This is a genomic window from Saccharopolyspora sp. MMCC62, from assembly GCF_057736575.1.
Genome location: NZ_JBYKCM010000010.1, coordinates 90,063 through 114,073 on the forward strand (window position 1 = coordinate 90,063; position 24,011 = coordinate 114,073).

At 72.8% G+C, this 24,011-nt stretch carries 24 protein-coding genes; 8 read left to right on the plus strand and 16 right to left on the minus strand.

What is annotated here, in order from left to right; genetic code table 11:
• Positions 1–52 precede the first annotated feature (52 nt).
• The 3 genes from folP to AC29IT_RS22555 are packed head-to-tail and all read right to left on the minus strand — an operon-like array spanning position 53 to position 2,314.
• Complete coding sequence (gene folP, locus AC29IT_RS22545; RefSeq protein ID WP_488220023.1) at positions 53–931, minus strand: dihydropteroate synthase; 879 nt, start codon at positions 929–931, stop codon at positions 53–55.
• Positions 932–977: 46 nt separating this feature from the next.
• Positions 978–1,541, minus strand: a complete 564-nt coding sequence (locus AC29IT_RS22550; protein ID WP_488220024.1) for an LOG family protein — start codon at positions 1,539–1,541, stop codon at positions 978–980.
• Positions 1,538–2,314: an LOG family protein gene (locus tag AC29IT_RS22555; RefSeq protein WP_358439955.1), complete on the minus strand. Its 777-nt coding sequence runs from the start codon at positions 2,312–2,314 to the stop codon at positions 1,538–1,540. The genes AC29IT_RS22550 and AC29IT_RS22555 overlap by 4 nt, the downstream gene beginning before the upstream one ends.
• Positions 2,315–2,513: 199 nt before the next feature.
• Here AC29IT_RS22555 and AC29IT_RS22560 point away from each other — a divergent pair, with 199 nt between their 5' ends.
• On the plus strand, positions 2,514–3,422 hold the full coding sequence (locus AC29IT_RS22560; protein WP_358439953.1) for a slipin family protein: 909 nt from the start codon (positions 2,514–2,516) through the stop codon (positions 3,420–3,422).
• Here AC29IT_RS22560 and dapE read toward each other — a convergent pair.
• Positions 3,403–4,479 carry a succinyl-diaminopimelate desuccinylase gene (gene dapE, locus AC29IT_RS22565; protein WP_488220025.1) on the minus strand — a complete coding sequence of 359 codons (1,077 nt, stop codon included), beginning with the start codon at positions 4,477–4,479 and terminating at the stop codon, positions 3,403–3,405. The genes AC29IT_RS22560 and dapE overlap by 20 nt on opposite strands.
• A 183-nt stretch (positions 4,480–4,662) precedes the next feature.
• Here dapE and dapD point away from each other — a divergent pair, with 183 nt between their 5' ends.
• Positions 4,663–5,649 carry a 2,3,4,5-tetrahydropyridine-2,6-dicarboxylate N-succinyltransferase gene (dapD, locus tag AC29IT_RS22570; protein ID WP_488220026.1) on the plus strand — a complete coding sequence of 329 codons (987 nt, stop codon included), beginning with the start codon at positions 4,663–4,665 and terminating at the stop codon, positions 5,647–5,649.
• A gap of 66 nt (positions 5,650–5,715) precedes the next feature.
• Positions 5,716–6,645 (plus strand): CHAD domain-containing protein, encoded by a 930-nt coding sequence (locus AC29IT_RS22575; protein ID WP_488220027.1) that lies wholly within the window; start codon positions 5,716–5,718, stop codon positions 6,643–6,645.
• Between the two features lie 231 nt (positions 6,646–6,876).
• Here the strand turns inward: AC29IT_RS22575 and dapC are convergent, their stop codons facing one another.
• From dapC to typA, 8 genes are all read right to left on the minus strand, one after another.
• Entirely contained in the window at positions 6,877–7,980 is a 1,104-nt protein-coding gene (dapC, locus tag AC29IT_RS22580) for a succinyldiaminopimelate transaminase (protein WP_488220028.1), read from the minus strand.
• Positions 7,977–8,297, minus strand: a complete 321-nt coding sequence (fdxA, locus tag AC29IT_RS22585) for a ferredoxin (protein WP_224956059.1) — start codon at positions 8,295–8,297, stop codon at positions 7,977–7,979. Before fdxA ends, dapC begins: the two co-directional genes overlap by 4 nt.
• A 168-nt stretch (positions 8,298–8,465) precedes the next feature.
• Positions 8,466–9,563, minus strand: coding sequence for a hypothetical protein (locus tag AC29IT_RS22590; RefSeq protein ID WP_488220029.1), 1,098 nt, complete (start codon positions 9,561–9,563; stop codon positions 8,466–8,468).
• A gap of 10 nt (positions 9,564–9,573) precedes the next feature.
• Positions 9,574–9,939, minus strand: a complete 366-nt coding sequence (locus AC29IT_RS22595) for a hypothetical protein (RefSeq protein ID WP_358439936.1) — start codon at positions 9,937–9,939, stop codon at positions 9,574–9,576.
• Complete coding sequence (mshB, locus tag AC29IT_RS22600) at positions 9,936–10,847, minus strand: N-acetyl-1-D-myo-inositol-2-amino-2-deoxy-alpha-D-glucopyranoside deacetylase (protein ID WP_358439933.1); 912 nt, start codon at positions 10,845–10,847, stop codon at positions 9,936–9,938. Before mshB ends, AC29IT_RS22595 begins: the two co-directional genes overlap by 4 nt.
• A 126-nt stretch (positions 10,848–10,973) precedes the next feature.
• On the minus strand, positions 10,974–11,573 hold the full coding sequence (locus tag AC29IT_RS22605) for an LURP-one-related family protein (RefSeq protein WP_488220030.1): 600 nt from the start codon (positions 11,571–11,573) through the stop codon (positions 10,974–10,976).
• A gap of 33 nt (positions 11,574–11,606) precedes the next feature.
• Positions 11,607–13,340 carry an ABC transporter family substrate-binding protein gene (locus AC29IT_RS22610; RefSeq protein ID WP_488220031.1) on the minus strand — a complete coding sequence of 578 codons (1,734 nt, stop codon included), beginning with the start codon at positions 13,338–13,340 and terminating at the stop codon, positions 11,607–11,609.
• Positions 13,341–13,491: 151 nt separating this feature from the next.
• Positions 13,492–15,417 (minus strand): translational GTPase TypA, encoded by a 1,926-nt coding sequence (gene typA / locus AC29IT_RS22615; RefSeq protein ID WP_358439925.1) that lies wholly within the window; start codon positions 15,415–15,417, stop codon positions 13,492–13,494.
• A 396-nt stretch (positions 15,418–15,813) separates the two neighbouring features.
• Here typA and AC29IT_RS22620 point away from each other — a divergent pair, with 396 nt between their 5' ends.
• On the plus strand, positions 15,814–15,984 hold the full coding sequence (locus tag AC29IT_RS22620) for a hypothetical protein (protein WP_358439922.1): 171 nt from the start codon (positions 15,814–15,816) through the stop codon (positions 15,982–15,984).
• Between the two features lie 45 nt (positions 15,985–16,029).
• On the opposite strand, the gene AC29IT_RS22625 is transcribed toward AC29IT_RS22620, so the two are convergent.
• Positions 16,030–16,353, minus strand: coding sequence for a YciI family protein (locus AC29IT_RS22625; RefSeq protein WP_358439919.1), 324 nt, complete (start codon positions 16,351–16,353; stop codon positions 16,030–16,032).
• A 218-nt stretch (positions 16,354–16,571) separates the two neighbouring features.
• Here AC29IT_RS22625 and trpS point away from each other — a divergent pair, with 218 nt between their 5' ends.
• A complete protein-coding gene (trpS, locus tag AC29IT_RS22630) occupies positions 16,572–17,537 on the plus strand; it encodes a tryptophan--tRNA ligase (RefSeq protein WP_358439916.1) in 966 nt (321 codons plus the stop codon).
• 242 nt (positions 17,538–17,779) lie between these two features.
• Here the strand turns inward: trpS and AC29IT_RS22635 are convergent, their stop codons facing one another.
• From AC29IT_RS22635 to AC29IT_RS22645, 3 genes are all read right to left on the minus strand, one after another.
• Positions 17,780–18,613 (minus strand): NUDIX domain-containing protein, encoded by an 834-nt coding sequence (locus AC29IT_RS22635; protein ID WP_358439914.1) that lies wholly within the window; start codon positions 18,611–18,613, stop codon positions 17,780–17,782.
• A 151-nt stretch (positions 18,614–18,764) separates the two neighbouring features.
• Positions 18,765–20,153 carry a sensor histidine kinase gene (locus AC29IT_RS22640; protein ID WP_488220032.1) on the minus strand — a complete coding sequence of 463 codons (1,389 nt, stop codon included), beginning with the start codon at positions 20,151–20,153 and terminating at the stop codon, positions 18,765–18,767.
• Positions 20,150–20,893 (minus strand): response regulator transcription factor, encoded by a 744-nt coding sequence (locus AC29IT_RS22645; protein ID WP_488220033.1) that lies wholly within the window; start codon positions 20,891–20,893, stop codon positions 20,150–20,152. The genes AC29IT_RS22640 and AC29IT_RS22645 overlap by 4 nt, the downstream gene beginning before the upstream one ends.
• Before the next feature lie 137 nt (positions 20,894–21,030).
• Between AC29IT_RS22645 and AC29IT_RS22650 the strand changes: the two genes are divergently transcribed.
• The 3 genes from AC29IT_RS22650 to AC29IT_RS22660 are packed head-to-tail and all read left to right on the plus strand — an operon-like array spanning position 21,031 to position 24,010.
• Entirely contained in the window at positions 21,031–22,173 is a 1,143-nt protein-coding gene (locus AC29IT_RS22650; RefSeq protein WP_488220034.1) for a LolA family protein, read from the plus strand.
• Positions 22,173–23,150: an ABC transporter ATP-binding protein gene (locus AC29IT_RS22655; protein WP_488220035.1), complete on the plus strand. Its 978-nt coding sequence runs from the start codon at positions 22,173–22,175 to the stop codon at positions 23,148–23,150. Before AC29IT_RS22650 ends, AC29IT_RS22655 begins: the two co-directional genes overlap by 1 nt.
• On the plus strand, positions 23,147–24,010 hold the full coding sequence (locus tag AC29IT_RS22660) for an ABC transporter permease (RefSeq protein WP_358439901.1): 864 nt from the start codon (positions 23,147–23,149) through the stop codon (positions 24,008–24,010). The genes AC29IT_RS22655 and AC29IT_RS22660 overlap by 4 nt, the downstream gene beginning before the upstream one ends.
• The last annotated feature ends 1 nt before the right edge of the window (position 24,011 follow it).

Consider the following 24,011-nt stretch of genomic DNA (forward strand, 5'->3'; position numbering starts at 1 on the left):
CCCCGCTGAGCTTCCGCCCCGTTCCGCGGTGCGAACCCGAACCCCGAGGAGGTCAGGCGAGGGCGCGCAGCACGTGGTGCGGTGGGGTGGTCCCGGCGATCGCCGCGACCATGTCCAGGACCCGCCGGGTCTCGGCGACGTGGTGCGCGCGGAACACGCGCGCACCGCCCCAGGCGGCGACGGCGGTGGCGGCGAGGGTGCCCTCCAGCCGCTCGCCCACCTCGGCGTCGAGGGTCTCGCCGATGAAGTCCTTGTTCGACAGCGCCATCAGCACCGGCCACCCGGTGTCGGCGAGCTCGGACACCCGCCGCACCAGTTCGAGCCCGTGCCAGGTGTTCTTGCCGAAGTCGTGCGTCGGGTCGATCAGCACTCCGCTGCGCGGCACGCCGAGCGCGACCGCGGCTTCGGCGCGTTCGACCAGCTCGGCGACGACCTGGCCGACCACGTCCGGGTAGCGCACCCGGTACGGATCGGTGCGCGGCGGCAGCCCGCCGGTGTGCGAGCACACGACGCCCACGCCGAACTCGGCGGCGACCCGAGCCACGTCGGGATCGGCGCCGGCCCAGGTGTCGTTGAGCAGGTCGGCGCCCGCTTCGCACACCCGCCTGGCGACATCGCCGCGCCAGGTGTCGACGCTGATCACCAGCCGGGGATGCCGCTCGCGGACCGCGGCCACGAACGGCACCACCCGCCGGGATTCCTCGTCGGCACCGACCCGTTCGCCCTGCGCCCCGGCGCGGACCCCGCCGATGTCGACGATGTCGGCGCCGGCGGCGACCGCGGCGTCCACGGCTGCCAGCGCGGCGTCGGCGGCGAACGTGGCGCCGCGGTCGAAGAACGAGTCGCGGGTGCGGTTGACGATGGCCATGACCAGCGGCCGGTCCGCCGCCACGTCCTTGTCCCCGAAGCGCAGCGCGGGCTGAGGCGTCATGCTCCCGATCCTGGCACGTCCGGGTGCGGCGCCCGCCCGCGCCGGTTCAGCGGGACGGCACCGCGCAGGCGTCCAGCGCCGCTTCCACGTCGGTGACCACGACCAGCGCGTCCAGCGAGCGCTGCGAGGCGAACCCGTCGGCGACGAGCCTGCGCACCCAGGCGAGCATCCCGTCGTAGTGCCCGTCGGGGTCGAGGATCACGACCGGCTTCTCGTGCATTCCGATGTACCGGGACGTCCACACCTCGAACAACTCCTCGCAGGTGCCGATGCCGCCGGGCAGGGTGAGGAACGCCGAGGCGTGCGCGTCCATCAGGCCCTTGCGCTCGCGCATGGTGTCGACGACGAGGAGCTCGTCGGCATCGTCGTCGGCGACCTCCCGGTCCACCAAGGCGCGCGGGATGACGCCCACGGTGCGGGCACCGCCGGCGCGGGTCGCCCGCGCCACCTCACCCATCATCGAGACGCGCCCGCCACCGGAGACGAGCGTCCAGCCGCGCTTGGCGATGCCGGTGCCGACCTCGGCCGCGAGGTCCAGGTACCGCTGGTCCACCGGTCCGGAGGCGCAGTACACCGCGACCGCGTTCCCGGTGGTCTCCTGCTCGCTCAATGCGCCGCCTCCCAAGCCTGGTATGCCTCTTCCACGATGCGCACCGCATCCTCCACATCATCGGTCAGGTGCAGCAGGGCCAGGTCCTTCTCACCGACCTTGCCGGACGCGAGCATCGTGTCCCGCACCCAGTCGTAGAGGCCTTGCCAGTAGGACCGGCCGAACAGCACCACGGGGAACTTCGTGACCTTCTTGGTCTGCACCAGGGTGAGCGCCTCGAACAGCTCGTCCATCGTGCCGAACCCGCCGGGCAGGCAGATGAAGGCCTGGGCGTACTTGATGAACATGGTCTTCCGGGCGAAGAAGTACCGGAAGTTCACCCCGAGGTCCACCCACGGGTTGAGCCCCTGCTCGAAGGGCAGCTCGATGCCGAGACCGACCGACAGCCCGCCCGCCTCGGACGCGCCCCGGTTCGCCGCCTCCATGGTGCCCGGTCCGCCGCCGGTGATCACGGCGCAGCCGATGTCGGCCATGGCCGCGCCCAGCCGCACGCCCATCTCGTACTCGGGGTGTTCGCGCGGGGTGCGGGCGGAACCGAAGATGGTCACCGCGCGCGGGACCTCGGCCAGCGCGCCGAACCCCTCCACGAACTCCGATTGGATGCGCATGACCCGCCACGGGTCGGTGTGCACCCAGTCGGTGGGGCCGCGCGAGTCCAGCAGCCGCTGGTCGGTCGTCGTCGGTTCGTGCAGGCGGGAGCGGCGCAGCACGACCGGTCCGCGTCGCTTCTCCTGCGGGCGCTCGGCGCCGTTCGGTGAACCCTCGATCGTCATGGGTCGAGGGTAAGCAGGCGCCGGAGAACTCCGGGTGCCGCGCCGGTGACCACGTGGTGCCGTCCGGTCTCAGGACCGGCGAAGGGCCTTGGTGACCTGCGCGAACCCGCCCGTGCGGCGGCTCGCGGGCGTACCGTGGGCGGTACGACGACCGAGCGGTGCCCCGGCGGGTCGGCGGTGCCGCGGTCAGGGGGCGGCCATGCTCATCGAACTGCTCGTCATCGTCCTGGTCATCGGCGTGATCGGCACGGCTTCCGCGGCGCGGATCATCACGCAGTACGAGCGGGGCGTCGTGTTCCGCTTCGGCAGGCTCCAGGAATCGGTGCGCGGTCCCGGCCTCACCTTCGTGGTGCCCGGGGTGGACCGGTTGCGGAAGGTGAACCTGCAGATCATCACCATGCCGGTGCCCGCGCAGGAGGGCATCACCCGGGACAACATCACGGTGCGGGTGGACGCGGTGGTGTACTTCAACGTCACCGATCCGGCACGCGCGCTGGTCAACGTGGAGGACTACCTGTTCGCGATGGGCCAGGTCGCGCAATCCTCGCTGCGCTCGATCATCGGCAAGAGCGACCTGGACGACCTGCTGTCGAACCGGGAGCGGCTGAACCAGGGCCTCGAAGTGATGATCGACAACCCGGCGCTGCACTGGGGCGTGCACATCGACCGGGTGGAGATCAAGGACGTGTCGCTGCCGGAGTCGATGAAGCGCTCCATCGCCCGGCAGGCCGAGGCGGAGCGGGAGCGGCGCTCGCGGATCATCGCCGCCGACGGCGAGTTCCAGGCGTCCCGCAAGCTGTCCGAGGCGGCGGGCGTCATGGCCGACGCCCCGGCCGCGTTGCAGCTGCGGCTGCTGGAGACCGTGGTCGAGGTGGCGGCGGAGAAGAACTCGACGCTGGTGCTGCCGTTCCCGGTGGAGCTGCTGCGCTTCGTCGAGCACGCCCAGCACACCGCGGCCGGGCCCGCACCGGAGCAGCGCCGGGACGAGCCCCGCCCCGGCGCGATCGACCAGGTCCCGGACCCGGCGGGCGTGCCCGACGTCGAAGGCGTCCCGCAGGTCCACGACGCCCGCATGGGGCCCGGGGTCCTCAGCTCAGGAAGCGGGTGAGCGCTTCGGCGCAGCTCCGGATCTGGGCGACGGGCACGTTCTCCTGCTGGGTGTGCGCCAGCGTCGGCGAACCGGGGCCGAAGTTCACCGCGGGCATTCCGCGCGCGGCGAACCGGGCCACGTCGGTCCAGCCCAGCTTCGCGATCGGCTCCCCGCCCGCGGCCGCGACGAGTTCGGCGGCGGCGGGCGAGCTCAGACCGGGCAGCGCACCGCCGGAGGCGTCGACGACGGTGACGTCGAAGCCGTCGAACACCTCGCGGACGTGGGCTTCTGCTTCGGCGAGCGTCTTGTCGGGGGCGAAGCGGTGGTTGACCGCGACGAGGCACGCGTCGGGCACCACGTTGCCCGCGACGCCACCTTCGATCCGCACCGCCTGCAGGCCTTCGTGGTACTGCAGGCCGTCGATCACCGGCTGCCGCGGCACGTAGTCCAGCAGCCTGCGCAGGATCGGCTCGGCCGCGTGGATCGCGTTCTCCCCCATCCACGCGCGCGCGGTGTGCGCGCGGGCCCCGCTGGTGCGGATCTCCACCCGCAACGTGCCCTGGCAGCCCGCTTCGATGCCCGCGTTGGACGGTTCGCCGACGATCGCCAGGTCGCCGTCCAGCCAGTCCGGCAGTTCCCGCTCGATCCGGTTCAGCCCGTTGTGCTCGGCCGCGATCTCCTCGCAGTCGTAGAACACGAAGGTGAGGTCGTGGCGCGGTTCCGGCAGCGTCGCGGCCACGTGCAGCAGGACGGCGTCGCCGCCCTTCATGTCCACGGTCCCGCAGCCGTGCAGCACCTCGTCGGCACCGGAACCGGTGCGCCGGGACGGCAGGTTGTCGTTGATCGGCACGGTGTCGAGGTGACCGGCGAGCAGCACCCGGGAATCCCGCCCCAGGTCGGTGCGGGCCAGCACGGCGTCGCCGTTGCGCACCACTTCCAGGTGCGGCGCCTGGGTGCGCAGCGCGTGCTCCACGGCGTCGGCGAGGCGCCGCTCGTCCCGGGAGACGCTGGGGACGTCCACCAGCGCGGCGGTCAGGTCGACGGGATCGGCGCGGAGATCGAGTAGGTCGGTCACCCGCCGCAGGCTACCCGCGGCGGCACCGGCGGCGCCCGTCCCCGCGCAGTCCACGGTGGACGGTCCGGCGGGCGGAATCCGCCCTCGCTCGGCGCGATCGCGTGATCACGAAGCGTGCCGATGCCGCCTGCCGAGCCGACCCCTGCAGGGCACTGCCACCACGCGCCGATTACCGTTTTTCGCATGAGCGCGCAGACACCCGACCCGCAGAGCACCGGCGCCCACGGCATCGGCCTGGCCACCGTCACCGACGACGGCACCGTGCTGGACACCTGGTTCCCCACCGTCAAGCTCGGCGAGCCCGGCGAATCCCGCACCACCCGGCTGACCGGCGAGGAAGCGGTGCAGTCCCTGGGCGAGGCCGGGGCGGCACTGCTCGGCCGCGACGACGCCCGCGGCGTGGACGTCATGGCCGTGCGCACCGAGATCGGCAGGCTCTCCGACGAGCCCGCCGACACCCACGACATCTACCTGCGGCTGCACCTGCTCTCGCACCGCCTGGTCCGCCCGCACGGGCAGAACCTGGACGGCATGTTCGGGCTGCTGTCCAACGTCGTGTGGACCAACCACGGCCCGTGCCCGGTGGAGGGCTTCGAGGCGACCCGGCTGCGGCTGCGGGCCCGCGGCCCGGTCACCGTGCACAGCGTCGACAAGTTCCCCCGGATGGTCGACTACGTGACGCCGTCCGGCGTGCGCATCGGCGATGCGGACCGGGTGCGGCTGGGCGCGCACCTGGCCAGCGGCAGCACCGTGATGCACGAGGGCTTCGTGAACTTCAACGCGGGCACCCTCGGCGCGTCGATGGTCGAGGGCCGGATCTCCGCGGGCGTCGTCGTCGGCGACGGCTCCGACATCGGCGGTGGCGCCTCGGTGATGGGCACCCTGTCCGGTGGCGGCAAGGAGGTCATCTCCATCGGTGAGCGCTGCCTGATCGGCGCCAACGGCGGCATCGGCATCACCCTCGGCGACGACTGCGTGGTGGAGGCCGGGCTGTACGTCACCGCGGGCACCAAGGTCTCGCTGCCGGACGGCACCCTGACCAAGGCCCGCGAGCTGTCCGGTTCCGACGGCCTGCTGTTCCTGCGCAACTCCGGCACCGGCGCGGTGGAAGTCCGCCCGCGCGCCGGTGGCAAGGTCGAGCTGAACGCGGCGCTGCACGCGAACGACTGACCGCTACGCCGATCCGACCACCGAAGGGCGGGGGTTCACCGGCCCCGGATCGGCGACACTGGTGGTATGAACCACGCCGCAGGTGCGTCCGGCCTGCCACCCGAACCGCGGGTGGCGGGCCGGTCGGACCCGATCGCCGAGCACGTCCGCGCGGCGCTGGAACTCCGCGCGCGAGACCTGCTGGACGGCGAACCCGGCGCCAAGAGCGGCGAATCCGCCGAACCCGTGCACCGGATGCGGGTCGCGGTGCGCCGGATGCGGGCGGTGCTGCGGGCCGCCGCGCCTTTCCTCGACCAGAGCAGGCCGGAACACCTGCGCGCGGAGCTGCGCTGGCTGGGCCGCGAGCTCGGCGCCGTCCGCGACCTGGACGTGCTGCTGGCCCGGCTGCACCGCGACGTGGCCGATCTCGACGTGGCGCACCGGGAATCCGCCCGCCCGCTGCTGGATGCCGTGGCGCGCGAGCACCGCGCGGCGCGGCGAACGCTGGTGGCCGTGCTGGACGGGGAGCGCTACCGGGCGCTGGTCGACGAGCTCGTCGCGGCCGTGCACGCGCCGCCGCCCACCTCCGCCGCGGAGCACGACGCGGGGCACGACGCGGGGCGCGCGCTCCGGGCGCTCGTCGCCGAGCAGTACCGCGAGCTGCGCCGCGAGGTCGACGAGCTGGGTGCCCAGGCGACCGACGAGGAGCTGCACCGGCTCCGCGTCCTCGGCAAACGGGTGCGCTACACCGCGGAGCTCGCCGAACCGGTGCTCGGCAAGCCGATGCGGCGGCTGCTCGGCGCCGCCAAGCGGTTCCAGGACGTGCTCGGCGAAGTCCAGGACGCCCGGATCGCCGAAGAGCGGGTGCAGCGGCTGCTCCCCGACCTCGAACCGGACCTGGAGCTCGCGTTCGTGGCCGGTCGCCTCGTCGAACGGGAGCATGCGCGGCGGGTCGAGCACCGGGCGCAGTGGTGGGAGTGCTGGCGCGAGCTGCGCAGCAGTGCCGCGAAGGTGTGAACTGCTGGCGCTTCGCTCCTCTTGCGGGGAGGGGCGGGTGGCGGAACCTCAGCGGTCTTCTCGCTGCGGGATCGTTCTCGCAGGTGGCTCCGCCACATGCGACAACGCTGTCCTCGCGAGAAGACCGCTGAGAACCCGCGGCGGTGCCGGTGTCTCAGGTGGTCGGCAGCTCAGCGGCTTCGCCGCTGACAGGAAGGACGACTTGGCACGGTGCGCGGGTTGACGGTTTCGTCAGCCCAGGCGGGTTGCGGCGGCCTTGATCTGGTCGTCCGAGGCGGTCAGCGCGATGCGCACGTGCTGCTGCCCGCCCGGGCCGTAGAACGTGCCGGGCGCGACGAGGATGCCGTGCTGCGCCAGCAGGTCCACCGTCGCCCAGGCGTCCTCCCCGCGGGTGGCCCACAGGTACAGGCCGGCGCGCGAGTGCTCGATGGTGAACCCGGCGGCCTCCAGCGCGGGCCGCAGCACCGCGCGGCGGGCGGCGTACAGCTCGCGCTGCACCTCGACGTGCTCGTCGTCGAGCAGCGCCGCCGTCATCGCCTGCTGCACCGGCCGCGGCATGATCATCCCCGAGTGCTTGCGCAGCTCCAGCAGCTGCGCCACCAGGTCCGGGTCGCCCGTGACGAACCCGGCGCGGTAGCCCGCCAGGTTCGAGGACTTCGACAGCGAGTGCACCGCCAGGACCCCGGTGGAATCCTCGCCGGTCACCGACGGGTGCAGCACCGACACCGGCTCTGCTTCCCAGCCCAGCGCCAGGTAGCACTCGTCGGAGGCCACCACGGCCCCGACCTCGCGGGCCGCGCGCACCGACTCGGCCAGCGCGGCCGCGTCGAGCACCCGGCCCGTCGGGTTGGACGGCGAGTTCAGCCACACCAGCGCGGTCCCCGCGGGCGGGGCCTCGCCCGGCGCGAGCCGGACCACCTCGGCACCGGCGATCTTGGCGCCGACGTCGTAGGTCGGGTACGCGAGCTCCGGGATCGCGACCACGTCACCGGGTCGCACGCCCAGCAGCGTCGGCAACCACGCGACCAGCTCCTTGGAGCCGATCGTGGGCAGCACCGCCACCGGGTCGACGGTCACGCCGTGCCTGCGGGCCAGCGCCTCGACCGCGGCGGCGCGCAGCTCCGGCGTGCCGTGCGTCGCCGGATAGCCGGGGACCTCGGAGACCGAGGCCAGCGCCGCGCGCAGCGGCTCCGGCACCGGGTCGACCGGGGTCCCGACCGACAGGTTCACCAGCCCGTCCGGGTGCGAGCGGGCCGTCGCGGTCTGGGTCGCCAGGGAATCCCACGGGAAGTCCGGCAGCCGCGGACCGCGCGGCTCGCGCCTCGCGGAGCTCATTCTCCCTGCGGCGGCAGGCTGGTGACGGGCTCGACGTCCTTGTCGACCTTGCCGACCTTGGCCGCGCCGCCGGGCGAACCGAGCTCGTCGAAGAAGTCCACGTTCGCCTTGGTGTAGGCGCCCCACTCGTCCGGGACGTCGTCCTCGTAGTAGATGGCCTCCACCGGGCAGACCGGCTCGCAAGCACCGCAGTCGACGCACTCATCGGGGTGGATGTAGAGCATCCGCCCGCCCTCGTAGATGCAGTCGACAGGGCATTCCTCGATGCATGCCTTGTCGAGCACGTCGACGCAGGGCTCGGCGATCACGTAGGTCACGGTTGCTCTCCTGCTTGTTTCGATCCGGACCAGGCTTCCGCTACCCGGCCGATGCCAGTATCCCCCCGGCCCGCCGCCGCGGACCAAGGCGGGTCCCCGTCGCGCGGGCACCATTTCGACCATACTTCGGGCCGCCGAGGGCGGTAAACGGCATGAACTCCTAGATCGCTAGCGTCCCGACCCGTGGGCGTCCTTCCGCAACCACCTCGCGCCCTGCTTCGCGATGCGGCGCAGCGCGGACCGTTCGCCCAGGTAACCACCCACGACGCCGACCACGGGCACGTTCCCGATCCACTCGTGGTAGAAGCGGCCCTGCGGGCGTTTGTCCAGCTCGGAGTCGATCTCCCAGAGGGCACGTGCCATTCGCCACACCGTGCGCACCACCGCGCGCATCCTGCCGCCGCCGGTGCGCCGGGCCTCGTCGAGCTCCTCGGTGAGCTCGGCGGTCTTCGCGTCCTCCTCGGCCGGTGCCCCGCCCCGCTCCCCCGCGGCGACCTCCGGGGACAGGTCGCGGTCCAGCAGCACCTTGGCGATCAGCCGCACGTGGGTCCCCCTGTCGGTGACACCGTGTTCGGCGGCGATAGCCGAGAGCACCATGCCCTGCCCGGCCAGCCCCAGCGCGTTGCGGATCGGCAGCCGGGCGGTGAGGGCGCCGCCGAAGCGCGGCAGGCCGGCGGCGACCGCGACCAGCCTGCCCACCCGCTGCACCCACCAACCGCAGCGCTCGTCGACGCTCATCGCGTCCCAGGTCGAGCTGCCCGGCAGCTGCATGCCGTCGAGCTGGCGCAGCAGCTTGTCCAGCAGGCCGGGCTCGGCGGTCTGGTCGGCGGAGGTGGAGGCGGACGACCGCGCTCCGGTGCCCGGCTCGGTCGGATCTCCGGTACCGGTCTCCGCGGGGTCAGCGGCGTCGTTCTCCGGTGCCGTCGGGGTCTCCGGCGCTGTCGGGTTCTCCGGCGCCGTCGTGGTCTCCGGCGCTGTCGGGGCATCCGGTGCCGTAGTGGCCTCCGATGCCGTCGCCACCTCCCGTGCGGCCGCGGTCTCCGGCTCAGCGCGCTCGGTCTCCGGTGCGGCGGCCGTGGTCTCCGACGCCGCGTCCTCGGTCCCCGCCGCGATGTCGGCGACCTCCACGTCCGCGGCGGTGTCCGCGAACCTCCCGCGCAGCCGCAGCGGATCGGCCTCCCGGAGCACCTCCAGCAGCGGCGCGGTCGCGCGCACGAACGGCCGCAGCACCACCGCGACCCGCTCGTCGGTCAGCACTTCGGGCACGACCGCCCCCTCACTTCCCGGCGGTCCGGCCCAGGACGATCCCGAGCATCATCGCCGACGGCAGCGTTCCCGCGCCGATCAGCAACAACGTCCGCCAGTCGTTGCCCAGCAGCATGACGTCGCCGCCGGGGCCGAACAGCCCGAACACGAAGATGGTGGCGAACCAGACCACCAGCGGCGCCGCCGCCACCCGCCTGCTCGGCGAGAGCCGACCGGCGGCCGAGACCAGCATCGGCGTCGTCACCGCCGCCACCGCCGTGGTGATCGGGAACGGCGTGCTCCCGATCCACAGCGGCAGGTACAGCACCTCCACCAGCGCCAGCACCACCGCGTCGAGCAGCAGGAAGCCGAAGACCAGCCGGTCGCGGCCGGTCACCTCGGCACCACCGGTTCGGTCCCGCTCACCCCGAGTCCGCCGAACAGGTCCTGCTCGCCACCCGCCGGATCGCCGGTGGCCAGCACGTAGTGCTCGGTGCCGGTCAGCGGGTGCGCCACCCCGTTGGACAGCGCGTAGGCGCCGGGGCCGTCCCCGTTGTTCCACTCGTCCACCCACACCCGGACCTGGGTGCCGTGGGCGCGCAGCGCGCGGATCTTCCCGGACAGGTGGTCCGCGACGTCGATGACCGTGGTGATCGACTCGTCGGGCACGCTCGCCAGGTCCGCCAGGTCGGGCAGCTCGAACGGCATCGACTCGGCGGTGGCCAGGTCCGCCAGCCCGGCGCGGAGCCGGTCCCGGGACGGCACGGCGTGGAACACGCGCAGCACGTCCGGGACGCGCTCGGCCGCGGCCATCGTCACGTCGTGCGCGCGCACGTGGTCGGGGTGCCCGTAGCCACCGTCGGCCGCGTAGGTCACCACGACCTGGGGCCGCACCTCGTGCAGGATCTCCGCGAGCGCCTCGGTCTGCTCGGCCAGGTCGCCGACGGCGAACGCCCGCGGGTGCGCCGAGGGCAGCGCTCCGGCCCGGCCGGGTTCCTCCCACAGCATCCCGGAATCCCGCCAGCGACCGATGCCGCCGAGGAAGCGGTGGTCGGCCACCCGCAGCGCCGCGCACGCGGAACGGAGTTCGCCCACCCGGTAGCCGCCGAGCTGGTCGGCCTGGTCGGCCGCCAGCCCCCGCAGGCTCTCCGGGATGACCTCGCCCTCCTCGCCGAGGGTGCAGGTCACCACCGTCACCTGGACACCGCGCGCCGCGTAGCGGGCGATCGTCCCGCCGGTCCAGAGGGTCTCGTCATCCGGATGCGCGTGCACCAGCAACAACCGGGGAGGAGCCGTCAGCGTCACCTGCCCAGCCTAATCGGCCCGGCGCACCCCTCCACGCGGTGGTCGAACAGCCCGCGACGCGACCTGTCAACCAGCGGCGATCAACTTTCACCCGGGCCGGTGGACAGGATCGCCCGGACGATCAGCTCAGCGGCCCTGCAGCGCGTCCAGCGCGACGGCCTGCGCGAACACCACCCGCCGGTCCAGCCGGTCGTCGTGCACCGTGATCACGTAGCGGTCCCGCAGCGCGAACTTCTTCTCCACCGACAGCACGACCTGCCCGTCCACCGCGAAGTCGAAGTGGTACGGGAAGAAGAACGGGACGTTCTCGATGAACGGGATGAACTCCCACAGCCGGCGCAGCAGCGCGATCGGCTTGCTCCGCTCGTGCCCGACGGCCGCCGGCTGGCCGGGCTGCTCCAGGTGCCAGGTGGAGCGGGTCAGCGATGTGCGGAAGTCCTTGCGGAAGAACCCGATCGGCGCCCCCGCCGCGTCGGTGACGTCGTACCCGGAGGCCAGGTCGACCACCTTCCGCGCGCGGAACCCCGCCACCGGCTGCGTCTTGTCCGCGTCCGCGTACAGCGTGACCTGCTCCTTGAGCGCGACCCGCTTCTGCTGCGCGAACGCGACGAGCTCGCCCTCGCCGCCCTGGCCGTCGTCGGCCCGGATCTCGTACCGGTTGACCATGAACGTCACGCGCTGGCGCAGGTGGAACGTCCTGATCTGCTGCAACCGTCCCGAATCCACGTTCTCTCCTCGATGCCCGGCCACGACCGGGGCTCAGTACCCGTCGTTGTCGCTCGGGGTGCCCTTCCAGTCGGCCGCGGTCGAGAACGGGCCGGAGAGGCCGTTCCCGCGCTGCACCCCCGTCACGTCCCGGCCGAACGCCAGCACTTGAGCCTGCTGGTACAGCGGCAGCGCCACGGCCTGCGACCACAGCACCGATTCGACCTTCGCCGACGCCTCCGGGAACGGCAGCGCCCCGCTGAGCGCGGCGTCGATCGTCGGCTGCAGCAGCTGGTCGCAGAAACCGGTGGCGCTGAACGGGAACGGCCGGTCGTCCGAGTCGACGCCCGGGCAGCCGTAGGAGGTCGCCATCATCGCCGCCGGATCGCCGTCGGCCGGGCGCGGTGCGACCGCCATGTCCACCGAGCTGGCCGCGCCGGGTTCCTCGGACAGCGGGTTCGTGGGCAGCATCTCGCCGAAGAGCTGATCACCGGTGGGCGTGACCACGGTGGCCTGGACGTCCTGGGCCCGCAGCTGCGCGGCCGCGGCCTCGGCGATCCGGATGTACTGCTCGTGCTCGAACGGCGCCGCGATCACCAGGTTCAGCGGGCGGCCGTCCTTGGTCCACGCGCCCGCGCGGTGCTCGTACCCGGCTTCGGTGAGCAGCCGCTGCACGCGCGCCGGATCGGGCCCGTCGGCGCCCGGCGGTTCGGTCGGGGTGTAGCCGCGTTCCGAGGGGGCGAGCACCTGGGCGTGCGCGTGCAGCTGGTCGCCCGGTCCACCGCCGCTGCCGACGTCGATCAGCGCTTCCCGGTCCAGACCGGCCACGACCGCGTTCCGCACCCGGGCGTCGGCGAGCTGCGCGCTGGTCGGCCGCAGCAGCACCTGCATCGTCGCCGGCCGGGGGACCGTGCTGACCTGCACCGCCGAACCCAGATCGCGCAGCGCGCCCATGGTGCCGCGGTCCGCGCCGAACACCGCCATGTGCAGGTCCCCGCTGCGCAGCGCGGCGACCTGGCCGGCCTGGTCGCTGGCGCGCAGCACGATCCGGTCGGACACCGCGGGCTTGCCCCAGAACCGGTCGTTGCGCTCCAGGATGATCTCGCCGCGCTGCAGGTCGACCTGGCGAATGGCGAACGGGCCGCCGGAAGCCGGGTAGCCGTTGTCCAGCGCCGTGGCCCACCCGCGCGGCGCGTCCCGCAGCAGGTGCGCGGGCAGCAGGTTCGCGAACAGGCTCTGCCAGCCCGGGTAGGGGCGTTCGAAGGTGACCTCGACGCTCTTGCCGCCTTCGCGGGACTGCACGTCGTCGATCAGCTGGTATCCGGCGGGATCCGACACGCCGGGCTGGGAGCGCAGCTGCTCCCACAGGTAGACGAAGTCCTCGGCGGCGATCGGCGCGCCGTCCGACCAGGCCGCTTCCTTGCGGATCCGGTAGCGCACCGTGAACCGTTCCGCGTCCGGCACCACGTCCGCCGACTCCATCAGCGTCGTGTCCAGCGCGTTCGCCCCGTCCGGACCGGGCCGGAACACCGAGGGCAGCATCAGGCTGGACAGCGCCGAACTGGTCGGCGACAGGTCCGCGAGGGTGTGCGGGTTGAACCCGCCCTCCAGCGAGTCGACGCCGACGACGACCTCGGTCGGCATCGGCTGCGTGGACGGAGCCGTCTGCGGGCTCGGCGCCGGTGGTTCGACCAGCGGGGGAGGCGGCGCGTCGGTGCACGCCACCACCAAGCTCCCGATCGTCACCAGCAAGCTGACCGCGATGAACGGGTGTCGACCCTGGTGCACGCCGCCGAACCTCCCCTCTTTCCCCGGTCGCCGATCACAGGCGGACGCGATGTCCCCCTGTAGAAGGACGCGCGGAAGCACTCATGGTTCCGCGCGTCCTTCTGGCACTGCACACCGGGGTGGAAACGCTCAGCTTCCGCTCAGGTGGGGCTCAGCCGTTGTCGCGGGCCTTGGCCCGGGAGCGCTCCCGGCCGCGGGTCGTCGCGTCCAGCACGAGCTTGCGCACCCGGATCGCGTCCGGGCCGACCTCGACGCACTCGTCGGCGGAGCAGAACTCCAGCGCCTCCTCCAGGCCCAGCGTGCGGGGGCGGGCCAGCCGCTCCAGCTCGTCGCCGGTGGCGGAGCGCATGTTGGTGAGCTTCTTCTCCTTGGTGACGTTGATGTCGAGGTCCTCGGCGCGCGGGTTCTCGCCCACGACCATGCCCTCGTACACCTCGGCGCCGGGCTCCACGAAGAACGTGCCGCGGTCGGCCAGCTGCATCATCGCGTAGCTGGTGACCGGGCCGGAGCGGTCCGCCACCAACGAGCCGCTGTGCCGGGTGCGCAGTTCGCCGACCCACGGGAAGTAGCCCTCGAAGACGTGGTTGGCGATGCCGGTGCCGCGCGTCTCGGTGAGGAACTCGGTGCGGAAGCCGATCAGCCCGCGGGAGGGGATCACGTAGTCCAGCTTGATGCGGCCGGTGCCGTGGCCGTCCATCGTCTCCATCCGGCCCTTGCGGCCGGCGAGCAGCTGGGTGATCGCACCCAGGTGCTCCTCCGGGGAGTCGATGGTCAGCCGCTCGAACGGCTCGCACAGCTTGCCGTCGATGGTCTTGGTGACCACCTGCGGCTTGCCGACGGTGAGCTCGAAGCCCTCGCGGCGCATGGTCTCCACGAGCACCGCCAGCGCCAGTTCGCCACGGCCCTGCACCTCCCAGGTGTCGGGGCGCTCGGTCGGCACGACCTTGACGCTGACGTTGCCGATCAGCTCGGCGTCGAGGCGGTTCTTCACGAACCGCGCGGTGACCTTGGTGCCACCGTTGCGGCCGGTCATCGGCGAGGTGTTCACGCCGATGGTCATCGAGATGGCCGGGTCGTCCACGGTGATCCGCGGCAGCGGCTGCGGGTCGTCGGCGTCGGCGAGGGTGTCGCCGATGGTGATGTCCGGGATGCCCGCGATCGCCACCAGGTCACCGGCGTGCGCCTCGGCGGCGGGCACCCGGTCCAGGTTCTCGGTGATGAGCAGCTCGGTGATCCGCACCTTCTCGACGGACCCGTCCTCGCGGCACCAGCCGACGGTCTGGCCCTTGCGCATGGTGCCCGCGTGGATGCGGCACAGCGCGATGCGGCCCAGGAACGCGGAGGCGTCGAGGTTGGTGACCAGGGCGCGCAGCGGCGCCTCGTAGTCGCCGACCGGCGCGGGCACGTGCTCCATCAGCACGTCGAACAGCGCGGTGAGGTCCTCGTCCGCGGGCAGGTCGCCGTCGGCGGGCTGGGTGAGGCTGGCGCGCCCGGAGCGGGCGGAGGCGTAGATCACCGGCAGGTTCAGCACGGCGTCCATGTCCACCGAGCCTTCGCCGTCGTCGAGCTCGGAGGCGAGGTCCAGCAGCAGGTCGTGGGCCTCGTCGACGACCTCGGCGCAACGCGCGTCCGGACGGTCGACCTTGTTCACGACGAGGATCACCGGCAGCTTCGCGGCCAGCGCCTTGCGCAGCACGAAGCGGGTCTGCGGCAGCGGCCCCTCGCTGGCGTCGACCAGCAGCACCACGCCGTCGGCCATGGACAGGCCGCGCTCGACCTCACCGCCGAAGTCGGCGTGGCCGGGGGTGTCGATGACGTTGATGGTGACGGGACCGCTTTCGGTCTCCCGCCGGATGGCCGTGTTCTTGGCCAGGATCGTGATGCCCTTTTCCCGTTCCAGGTCATTGGAGTCCATGACCCGGTCGACGAGTTCGGCACGTTCGGAGAAGGCGCCGGATTGCCGCAGCATGGCGTCCACCAGGGTGGTCTTACCGTGGTCGACGTGCGCGACGATCGCGACGTTGCGCAGATCGTTGCGGATCCGCTGGTTCGGTTCGGCGACGCTGGTGGCGGGCACGCGAGCACTCCATGAGTTGGAAGACGAAGATCAGGTCAGGCGGCAGGCGCTTGTCGACCTCTGCCGGCCGCCGTCCCGCTGCCGCCGCTGCGGGAAGTTGCGGCCCCCGGCGCGGACCCGCGTTCCGAGAACCCCGTGCTCCGGCTGGCTCACCCGTCTGAAGAAGGCGGCCGATCGCGGACGGCGGGGCCGTCATGTCGAAGGCCCGACACTTGCTGAGGCTCGGTGCGTTGTCGACACGCGGCCTACTCCAGCGTAGAGCACTTCCCGAACGGGACCGCGGACAGGTGTTGAGCGCAACACCCGCGGCCGCGGGTTCGCCGGAACCACCGGGACCGACCTAGGGTGGCGGAGTCCGGTCCCCGAGCGGACCCCTCCGGCAGCGGGAAGCCAGTCGTGAGCAAGAAAACGATCAAGGTGAAGCGGAAGTGCTGCCTTTCGAAACCACCGTGCAAGCAATGCCCGATCGTGGTGTTGCGGGAAGCGCTGAAGGACGCGAAAGCACGCGAGGTCAAGAAAGCGCAAAAGAAGGCAAAGAAAGAGTCAAAGGAAAAGAAGTCGCATTGATCCGCACCTCGGCGCGAAGCCCAGGTGCGGATCAGCGCGGGCGCTCTATTCGCTCACCGGGACCAGCTGGTCGGCGTACTTCGCCATTTCCGGCACGGTGCGCAGCGCCTGGAATTCGATCACTTCGTGGCGGGCGAGTTTTCGCAGTTCGAAGGGGTCGGTGGCGAGGATGGCCTCCAACCTGCCACGAGACATGGATCTGGCGATGAGCACGCCCCCGGTCAACGGGCTGCCCGGTTCCGGAGTCCGGTGGCCGGTCGTGATGAAGTCACCGGCCTCGTAATGTCTGCTCACCCACTCATAGTGATCCACCAATGCGCCGTCGATGTCCGATTGCGGAGCCGTGTAGTTCAGCAATACGACGAACATGAATCCAGAATAGCCCTCCTCCGGCACGAGTGCCCATACCCTTCTGGTAACGTGCGCGCCGTGCACGAAATGTCGCATCCGCGTCTGAGCATGTGGTGGGGCGCCCCCGGGCGGCCCCGGCTCGTCGTGCGCTGAACCGCACGCACATCGGTCGCCACCAGGCGACCGGGCGTTGCGCGGTGCAGGCTGGTGAGCGGCCATCGATCCGAGGAGAGATCGTGACCCGCTTGTCCGGCATCACCCCGTCCGGCCACGTCCACCTGGGCAACCACCTCGGCGCGCTGCGCCGGTGGGCGACCGAAGGCGGCCCGGACGACCTGTACTTCATCTCGGACCTGCACGCGATGACGCTGCCCTACCGGCCCGAGCGGCTGCGCGCGCTCACCAGGGAGAACCTGGCCGTGCTGCTGGCCACCGGCATCACCGCCGATTCGGTGTTCGTGCAGTCCGACCTCGCGGGCGAACTGGGCGCGCTGAACTGGGTCCTGGAGTGCACCTGCGGCTACGGCGAGGCCAGCCGCATGATCCAGTTCAAGGAGAAGGGCGACGGCCAGGACGGCGCGCGGCTCGGCCTGCTCACCTACCCCGTGCTGATGGCGGCGGACATCCTGCTGCAGGGCGCCACCGAGGTCCCGGTGGGCGTGGACCAGAACCAGCACGTCGAACTGGCCCGCACGCTGGCCAAGCGGTTCAACGGCGGCCGCGGGGAGGTGTTCGTCGTCCCGCGCGCGGTGGTGCCGAAGACGGCCGCCGCGGTGCGCGACCTGTCCGATCCCGCGCGCAAGATGGCGAAGTCCGCGCAGCAGCAGGCGGGCGTCGTGTTCGTGCTGGACGAGCCGGACGTGGTGCGCCGCAAGTTCCGCCGCGCCGTCACCGACGACAGGGCCTCGGTCCGCTACGACCCGGACGAACAGCCCGCGGTGGCGAACCTGCTGGAGATCCTCGCCGCCTGCACCGGGGGCAGCCCGTACGCCGCGGCCTCGTCCGCGAGCACGTACGCCCAGCTCAAGGACACCGTGGCGGAGGCGGTGGTGGAACTGCTGCGGCCGGTCCGGGACGGCGCGCGGGAGCTGCTGGACGACCCGGCCGAGCTGGACCGGGTCCGGGAGAAGGGGGCCGCTCGCGCGGCCGAGCGCGCCCGGCCGCGGCTGGACGCCGCGCTGCGGGTCGCCGGGTTGCGCTGACCGTCCCCTGATCGAACGAGCCGAGGCAGGGGCCCGAAGCCGGGCGCCGCACGCCCGACGGGCCCCTGACCTGGTTCTTCAGCTTCACCACCGGAGCGAGCCCGTCCGTCGATTCGTTCACCAGTTCGAGTAGTTCAGGCCGAAAACGTGGCGAACAGGTGGTCGAACCCGGCAATCTCGGTGCATGGACGCAGCGAACGCGCACCCCGCCGGGAACGGCCTCCGACTCGACCGCAGGGACCTCAGAACGGCAGGTCGCGCAGCGAATGCGCGAGCACCTGGTCGGCTTCGAGCCAGTTCAGCTCGCCCAGCTCGGGCCGGCGTGCCCAGTGCACCGCCCGGTGCTCGACCGCCCGCGGCTCCGCGCCCGGATCGGCCAGCTCCGCGGTGTGCACCCGCAGCAGCATCCCGTTGCGCAGCGGCACGTCGGTGCCGACGCGTCCGGTCGGCACGACCTCGACGTCCAGTTCTTCCTTGCACTCCCGGACGACCGCGTCGTGCTCGCTCTCCCCCGGCTCCACCCGGCCACCGGGGAGTTCCCAGCGTCCGGCGTCCCGCGCGGGGAACCGGCGCTGCTGCACGAGCAGCCGGCCCTCCCGCGTGATCGCCGTTCCGACCACGACCGGACGCGCCGCCCAGGACTCGGCGAGCGCGCCGACCGCGCGCATCCGGCGCGCCAGCACCGCCAGCACCACCCGACGGGCCAGCGCCACGTCGACCACCCGTCCGAGCGCGCCGAACGGCGTCGTCCACCGCAGCGAGTCGGTGAGCAGCGTGCGGCCACCGGCCGCGGCCAGCACCGATTCGTGCCGCAATTCTTGGAGAGGACCAGCGATGAGCACCGATTCCAACCGATCCGCGTCCGCCCGCACGATGCGGGTGCGCAGCCTCGCCGGCGGGAGCTTCGTCCAGCGGAAGGCGAGGTCGTCGCCCGGGACGAGGAGTTCGGCGGCGGGCGTCAGCGCCCGTCCCTGGACGCCCAGCGCCCGCAGGCCGTCCTCGGCGGTGCGGGTGTGGCGCAGCGCCGCCCCGACCGTCCGCAGCGGGGCCGCCACCAGACCTGTGCTTCGCAACACCGACACGTGGGTACATCCTGCCGCACACCACGCGGAGCACGCTCCGGGGTGGTTCCGGTTCCGGGACCGCGCCCGGGCGCCGGGTGCGGGCGGACGGCTGCGCGCCCTCTCCGGTGTCCGGTGGCTGCGCGGTGTCGCGCTCGCGGTGGGCTCACTCCTGCCGGGACGCGGGGCGCAACGGCCCGGGCAGCGGCCAGCGGATCTCGATGCGGGCCCCGCCTTCGGGCGACTCCGCCGCGTGCACCGAACCGCCCCGGCCGCGCACGGCCTCGGCCACCAGCGCGAGCCCCAGCCCGGCACCGCCGGTGCGGCGGGCCCGGTCCGGCTGCACCCGGTGGAACCGGTCGAACACCCGCGTCCGGTGTTCGGCGGGGATGCCCGGACCGTCGTCGTCCACGACCAGGCGAACGCTCGCGGCGGCGGGCAGCAGCGACACCCGGACCAGGGCCCGCGCGTGCCGCAGGGCGTTCCCGATCAGGTTGTCCAGCACGGTGGCCACCTCGGCGGCACCGGCGAGGATCACGACGCTCCCGGTGGGCGCGGTGACCTGGACCCGGGGCCGGGCACCGCGCAGGTTCGCCCGGTCGGCGGCCGCGCGCACGGCGCTGCCGAGCTCGATCGGCTGCTGCTGCGGCTGCGCGCCGGACTCCGCCCTGGCCAGCGCGAGCAGCCCGTCCACCAGCTCGGACATCCGCTGCGCCTCGGCGGCGATGTCCTGCAAGGTCTCCTGCGCCAGCTCCGGGTCGGGGTGCACCACGGCGACCTCGGCCTGCGCCCGGATCGAGGCGACCGGATTGCGCAGCTCGTGCGCGGCGTCACCGGTGAACCGGCGCAGCCACTCCGTGTCGCCGTCGCGGCGGGCCAGCATCTCGTTGAGCGCCTCCGCGAGCGCGCGCAGCTCGTCGTCGGCCTCCGGCACCGGCAGCCGGTGCCCCTCCGGCAGGCGCACCGCGGCGAGCCGCATCCGCTCCACCGGGCGCAGCGAGCGGCGCACCACCAACCAGGTCGCGACGCCGACGGCACCGGCGGCGAGGATCGAACCGAGCGCCAGGGCACGGCCCGCCGAACGGACCGTGTCCGAGTGGCCGATCAGGTGCGCGCCGCCCAGCACCAGCCGCGGTTCGCCCGCCGGATCGGGCACCACGGCCCCGACCCAGCGGTAGAGGCCCTGGCCCGACCCGTCCCCCGACCACTCGACGACGCCCGCACCGCTCTTGAGCTCGCTGATGTTCGACCGCCCGAGACCCGGGTCCGGCAGCGAATCGACCGGGACGCCGGAGGTGTCGAGGACCCGCACCTCACCACCCGCCACGGCGCGCGGCGGAGTTCCGGCGGCGATCTGGCGAACGGCGACCCCGACCTTGCCCTTCAGCTCCGCGTCCACGGATTCGACGAGCAGCCAGCTCATCAAGCCGACGCCGAAGTGCGCGAGCACGCCGAGTCCGACGAGGGCCACCGCGGTCGCGACCGCGCTGGTCCGGAACCGGAGGGTGCGGCGCGACCACCACGCCCGCAGCTGCCGCAGCGGCCACCGGCTCACCGGGAACCGTTCCCGCCACGGGTGCTCGTCGGTTCCGCGCCGGCGGCCTCGTCCGGGCCCGCTTCGTCGCTGACCTGGTAGCCGTGGCCGCGGACCGTGCGCACCAGGTTCCCGGCGCCGACGGCGGTGAGCTTGCGGCGCAGGTAGCCGATGTAGACCTCGACCACGTTGCGGGTCACGAACTGGTCTGCGCCCCACACCTGGCGCAGCAGGTCCTCCTTCGGCACGACCGTGCCCGGGCGGCTCGCCAGCGCGACGAGCAACCCGTACTCGCGCGGGGAGAGCGCCACCGGGACTCCGGCCCAGCTCACCTCGCGGACGTCCCGGTCGATCTCCAGCTCGCCCACCCGCAGCCGGGCGTGCCGCGCGGAGCTCTCCCCGCGTCGGGCCAAGGCCCGGACCTGCGCGGTCAGCACCAGGAAGGAGAACGGTTTGACCAGGTAACCGTCGGCCCCCAGGTCCAGCCCGTCGGCTTGGTCCACCTCGCCGTCCTTCGCGGACAGCAGCAGCACCGGGGTCGTGATCCCCTGACCGCGCAGCCGCTCCAGCACTCGGTACCCGGACAGGCCGGGGAGCATCACGTCCAGCACCACCACGTCGAAGGAGCCGGTGGCGGCGAGCCGCAGCGCCTCCACGCCTTCGACGGCGACCGTGACCTCCATGCCCTCGGCGGAGAGGCCGCGGCGCAGCGCGGTCCGGACTCCCGGTTCGTCGTCGACCACCAACACCCGCGGCTGCATCTGCTCAGCATGCCGTCGTGGCACGGCCGCGCGCAGCCACTCCTGAGATCCTTCTCAGCTCGAGAGGAGCTCTCAGGTCCATCTCAGCTGTGCGGGATCACGCTCAGGGCAGCGGATCGGATCACCAGGAGGACCGCATGAAACGCAGGAACGTCATGGTCGCCGCCTCGGCGGGTGGACTGGCGGGGCTGCTCGGCCTCACCGTGCTGAGCCTGCCGGCCGGCGCGGACGAGGACCCGCAGCTGCCGCCGGTCGCGCCGGAGCAGCTGGTCGAATCGGTGCTGACCTCGACTCCTCCGGCGCTGACCGGCACGGTGCGGGTGGACAACGCGCTCGGGCTCCCCGCGCTGCCGGGCGTCGACGGCGGGGCCGGCTCGATGCTGGGCGACGGGAGCAGCACGCTGCGGGTGTGGAACGACGGAGAGGGGCACAAGCGCGCCTCGCTGCCCTCGTCCTCCGGCGAGGTGACCGTCGTGGACGACGGCACCGCGCTGTGGAAGTGGGACTCGGAGTCCCGCACCGCCACCAAGACCACCAAGCCGGAGCACCCGGGCGACGCGGACGGCCGCGGACCGCTCGGCCACGGCGGCGAGGACGTCGACCGGGACCCGGCGGCGCTCTCCCGGGACATCGTGGGGCGGCTGCGGCAGACCAGCGACGTCGCCGTGGACGGCACCGCGACCGTCGCGGGCCGGGACGCCTACGAGCTGGTGCTGACGCCGAAGCCGACCGAGCGCACCGTGCTGCGCGAGGTCCGGCTCGCGGTGGACGCGCAGACCCGCTCGCCGCTGGAGGTCACCGTGCTGACCAACGGTTCGGACGAACCGGCGCTGCGCGCCGGGTTCTCCGAGCTCGACCTGTCCCAGCCGGACCCGGCGATGTTCCGCTTCACCCCACCGGCCGGTGCGAAGGTCGAAGAGGCCCCTGCCGGGGATCGGCACCACCGGGAAGGTCGCCCGGAGGGCAGTCCGGAGCACGCCGGGCAGCACCCGACCGTCGTCGGCGACGGCTGGGACACCGTGCTGGTCGCGCACCTGCCGCAGCAGGCGGCGCAGCAGGACCGCCCCGGCTCGCCGCGCGGCGAGGACGGGAAGCGCGGTGGCGAGCGGATGAACCCGCAGGCGATGGCGCAGCAGCTGGGCAAGCCGGTCAACGGCCCGTGGGGTGACGGCTGGCTGATCAGCACCAAGGTCGGTTCCGCCCTGGTCACCTCCGACGGGCGTGTCGCGGCCGGTGCGGTTCCCGAGCAGGTGCTCACCGCCGCGATCGGGACTCCGTGATGACCGAAGTGGCCGACCAGGCCGAGCAGGCGGGGGCGGCGACGTCCGCCCCCGCCGCGGTCGAGGTGTACGCCGCGCGGACCTCGGGCCTGCGCAAGACCTACGGCGACACCGTGGCGGTGGCGGGCATCGATCTCGCCGTGCCCCGCGGCGCCGTGGTCGGGGTGCTCGGGCCGAACGGTTCGGGCAAGACCACCACGATCCGGATGCTGCTGGGCTTGATCAAGCCCACGGCGGGCTCGGTCGAACTGCTGGGGCACGCGCTGCCGGACGAGTCCGACCGGGTGCTGCCCCGGGTCGGGGCGCTCGTCGAGGGACCGGGGTTCCACCCGTTCCTGTCCGGGCGGGAGAACCTGCTGCGGTGCGCCGCGATGGAACCCGACCTGGCGAGCGCGGACATCCGGGCCGCGGTGGACGGGGCGCTGCACCGCGTCGGGCTGGCGGCCGCGGCGGGTCGCCGGTTCCGCGGCTACTCGCTGGGCATGAAGCAGCGGCTGGGGTTGGCCGCGGCCCTGCTGGTGCCGCGGGAGCTGGTGGTGCTCGACGAGCCCACCAACGGGCTGGACCCGGCGGGCACCAGGGAGATCCGGCAGATCATCGCCGAGCTGCACGCCGTCGGCACGACCGTGCTGGTGTCCTCGCACCTGCTGTCCGAGGTGGAGGCGACCTGCACGCACGTGGCCGTGATGCACCGGGGCACGCTGGTGGCGCAGGGCGAGCTGGCGGGCCTGCTGGAGTCCGGCGGTCCGCACCTGATGATCTCCACGCCGGACCTCGACGCCGGGCTGGAAGCGCTGCGGGACAGCGGGATCTCGGCGCGGACCGAGCAGGGCGCACTGCGGGTGGAACTGTCCGAAGTGGACGCCCCGGAAGTGGTGGCGACGCTGGTCCGCGCCGACGTCGGGGTGCACGAGGCACGTCGCGGGCGCGCGGGCCTGGAAGACCTGTTCGCCCGGCTCACCGAGGAGGAATCATGACCGCCCCCGCACCGGCCGAGGCTGTCGCGGCCCCGCAGGCGCGCCGCTCAGCACCGCTGGGCAGGGTGCTGCTGGCCGAGTTCCGCTGGGTGCTGCGGCGGCCGCGGAACCTGCTGGCGCTGCTCATGCTGGCGGGGCTGCCGGTGCTGATCGGCGCGGGCATCGCGTTGACCGGCGGTCCGAGCCGCGGCGGCGGGCCACCGGTGCTCAGCGCGGTCGCGGGCAACGGGCTGGTGCTGCCGGTGGCGAGCATCGTGCTCGCGCAGACGATGCTGCTGCCGCTCGTGGTGGCGATGGTCGCGGCGGACGCGATCGCAGGCGAGACCTCGCACGGCACGTTGCGCGGGCTGCTGATCGCGCCGATCAGCCGGGTCCGGCTGGTGGGCGTCAAGGCGGCCGGCGTGCTGCTGATGGTGCTGCTGTCCGTGCTCGTGCTGGCGGTCAGCGGCCTGCTCACCGGTTTGATCATCGTCGGCGGTGACGGCCTGGTGACCTTGTCCGGGACGACGCTGTCGCTCGGCGCGGCGCTGGGGCGCATCGCGCTGGCGGTGCTGTGGTGCGCGGCGCAGATGGCGGCGGTCGGCGCGGTGGCACTGGCGCTGTCCTCGCTGACCGAGCACCCGCTGGTGGTGATGACCGGGACGATGGCGGCGCTGATCGTGTTCGGCGTGCTGGGCACCGTGCCGTCGCTGGAGTGGATGCGCCCGCTGCTGATCACCACCGACTGGTCGGCCGTGATCGACGTGCTGCGGGATCCGATCTTCACGGACACCTTGTCCACGGGCCTGCTGCGCGCCGGTTGCTACCTGGTGATCGGGCTCTCGGCGACAGTGCTGCGCATGGTCACCCGGGACGTCTGAT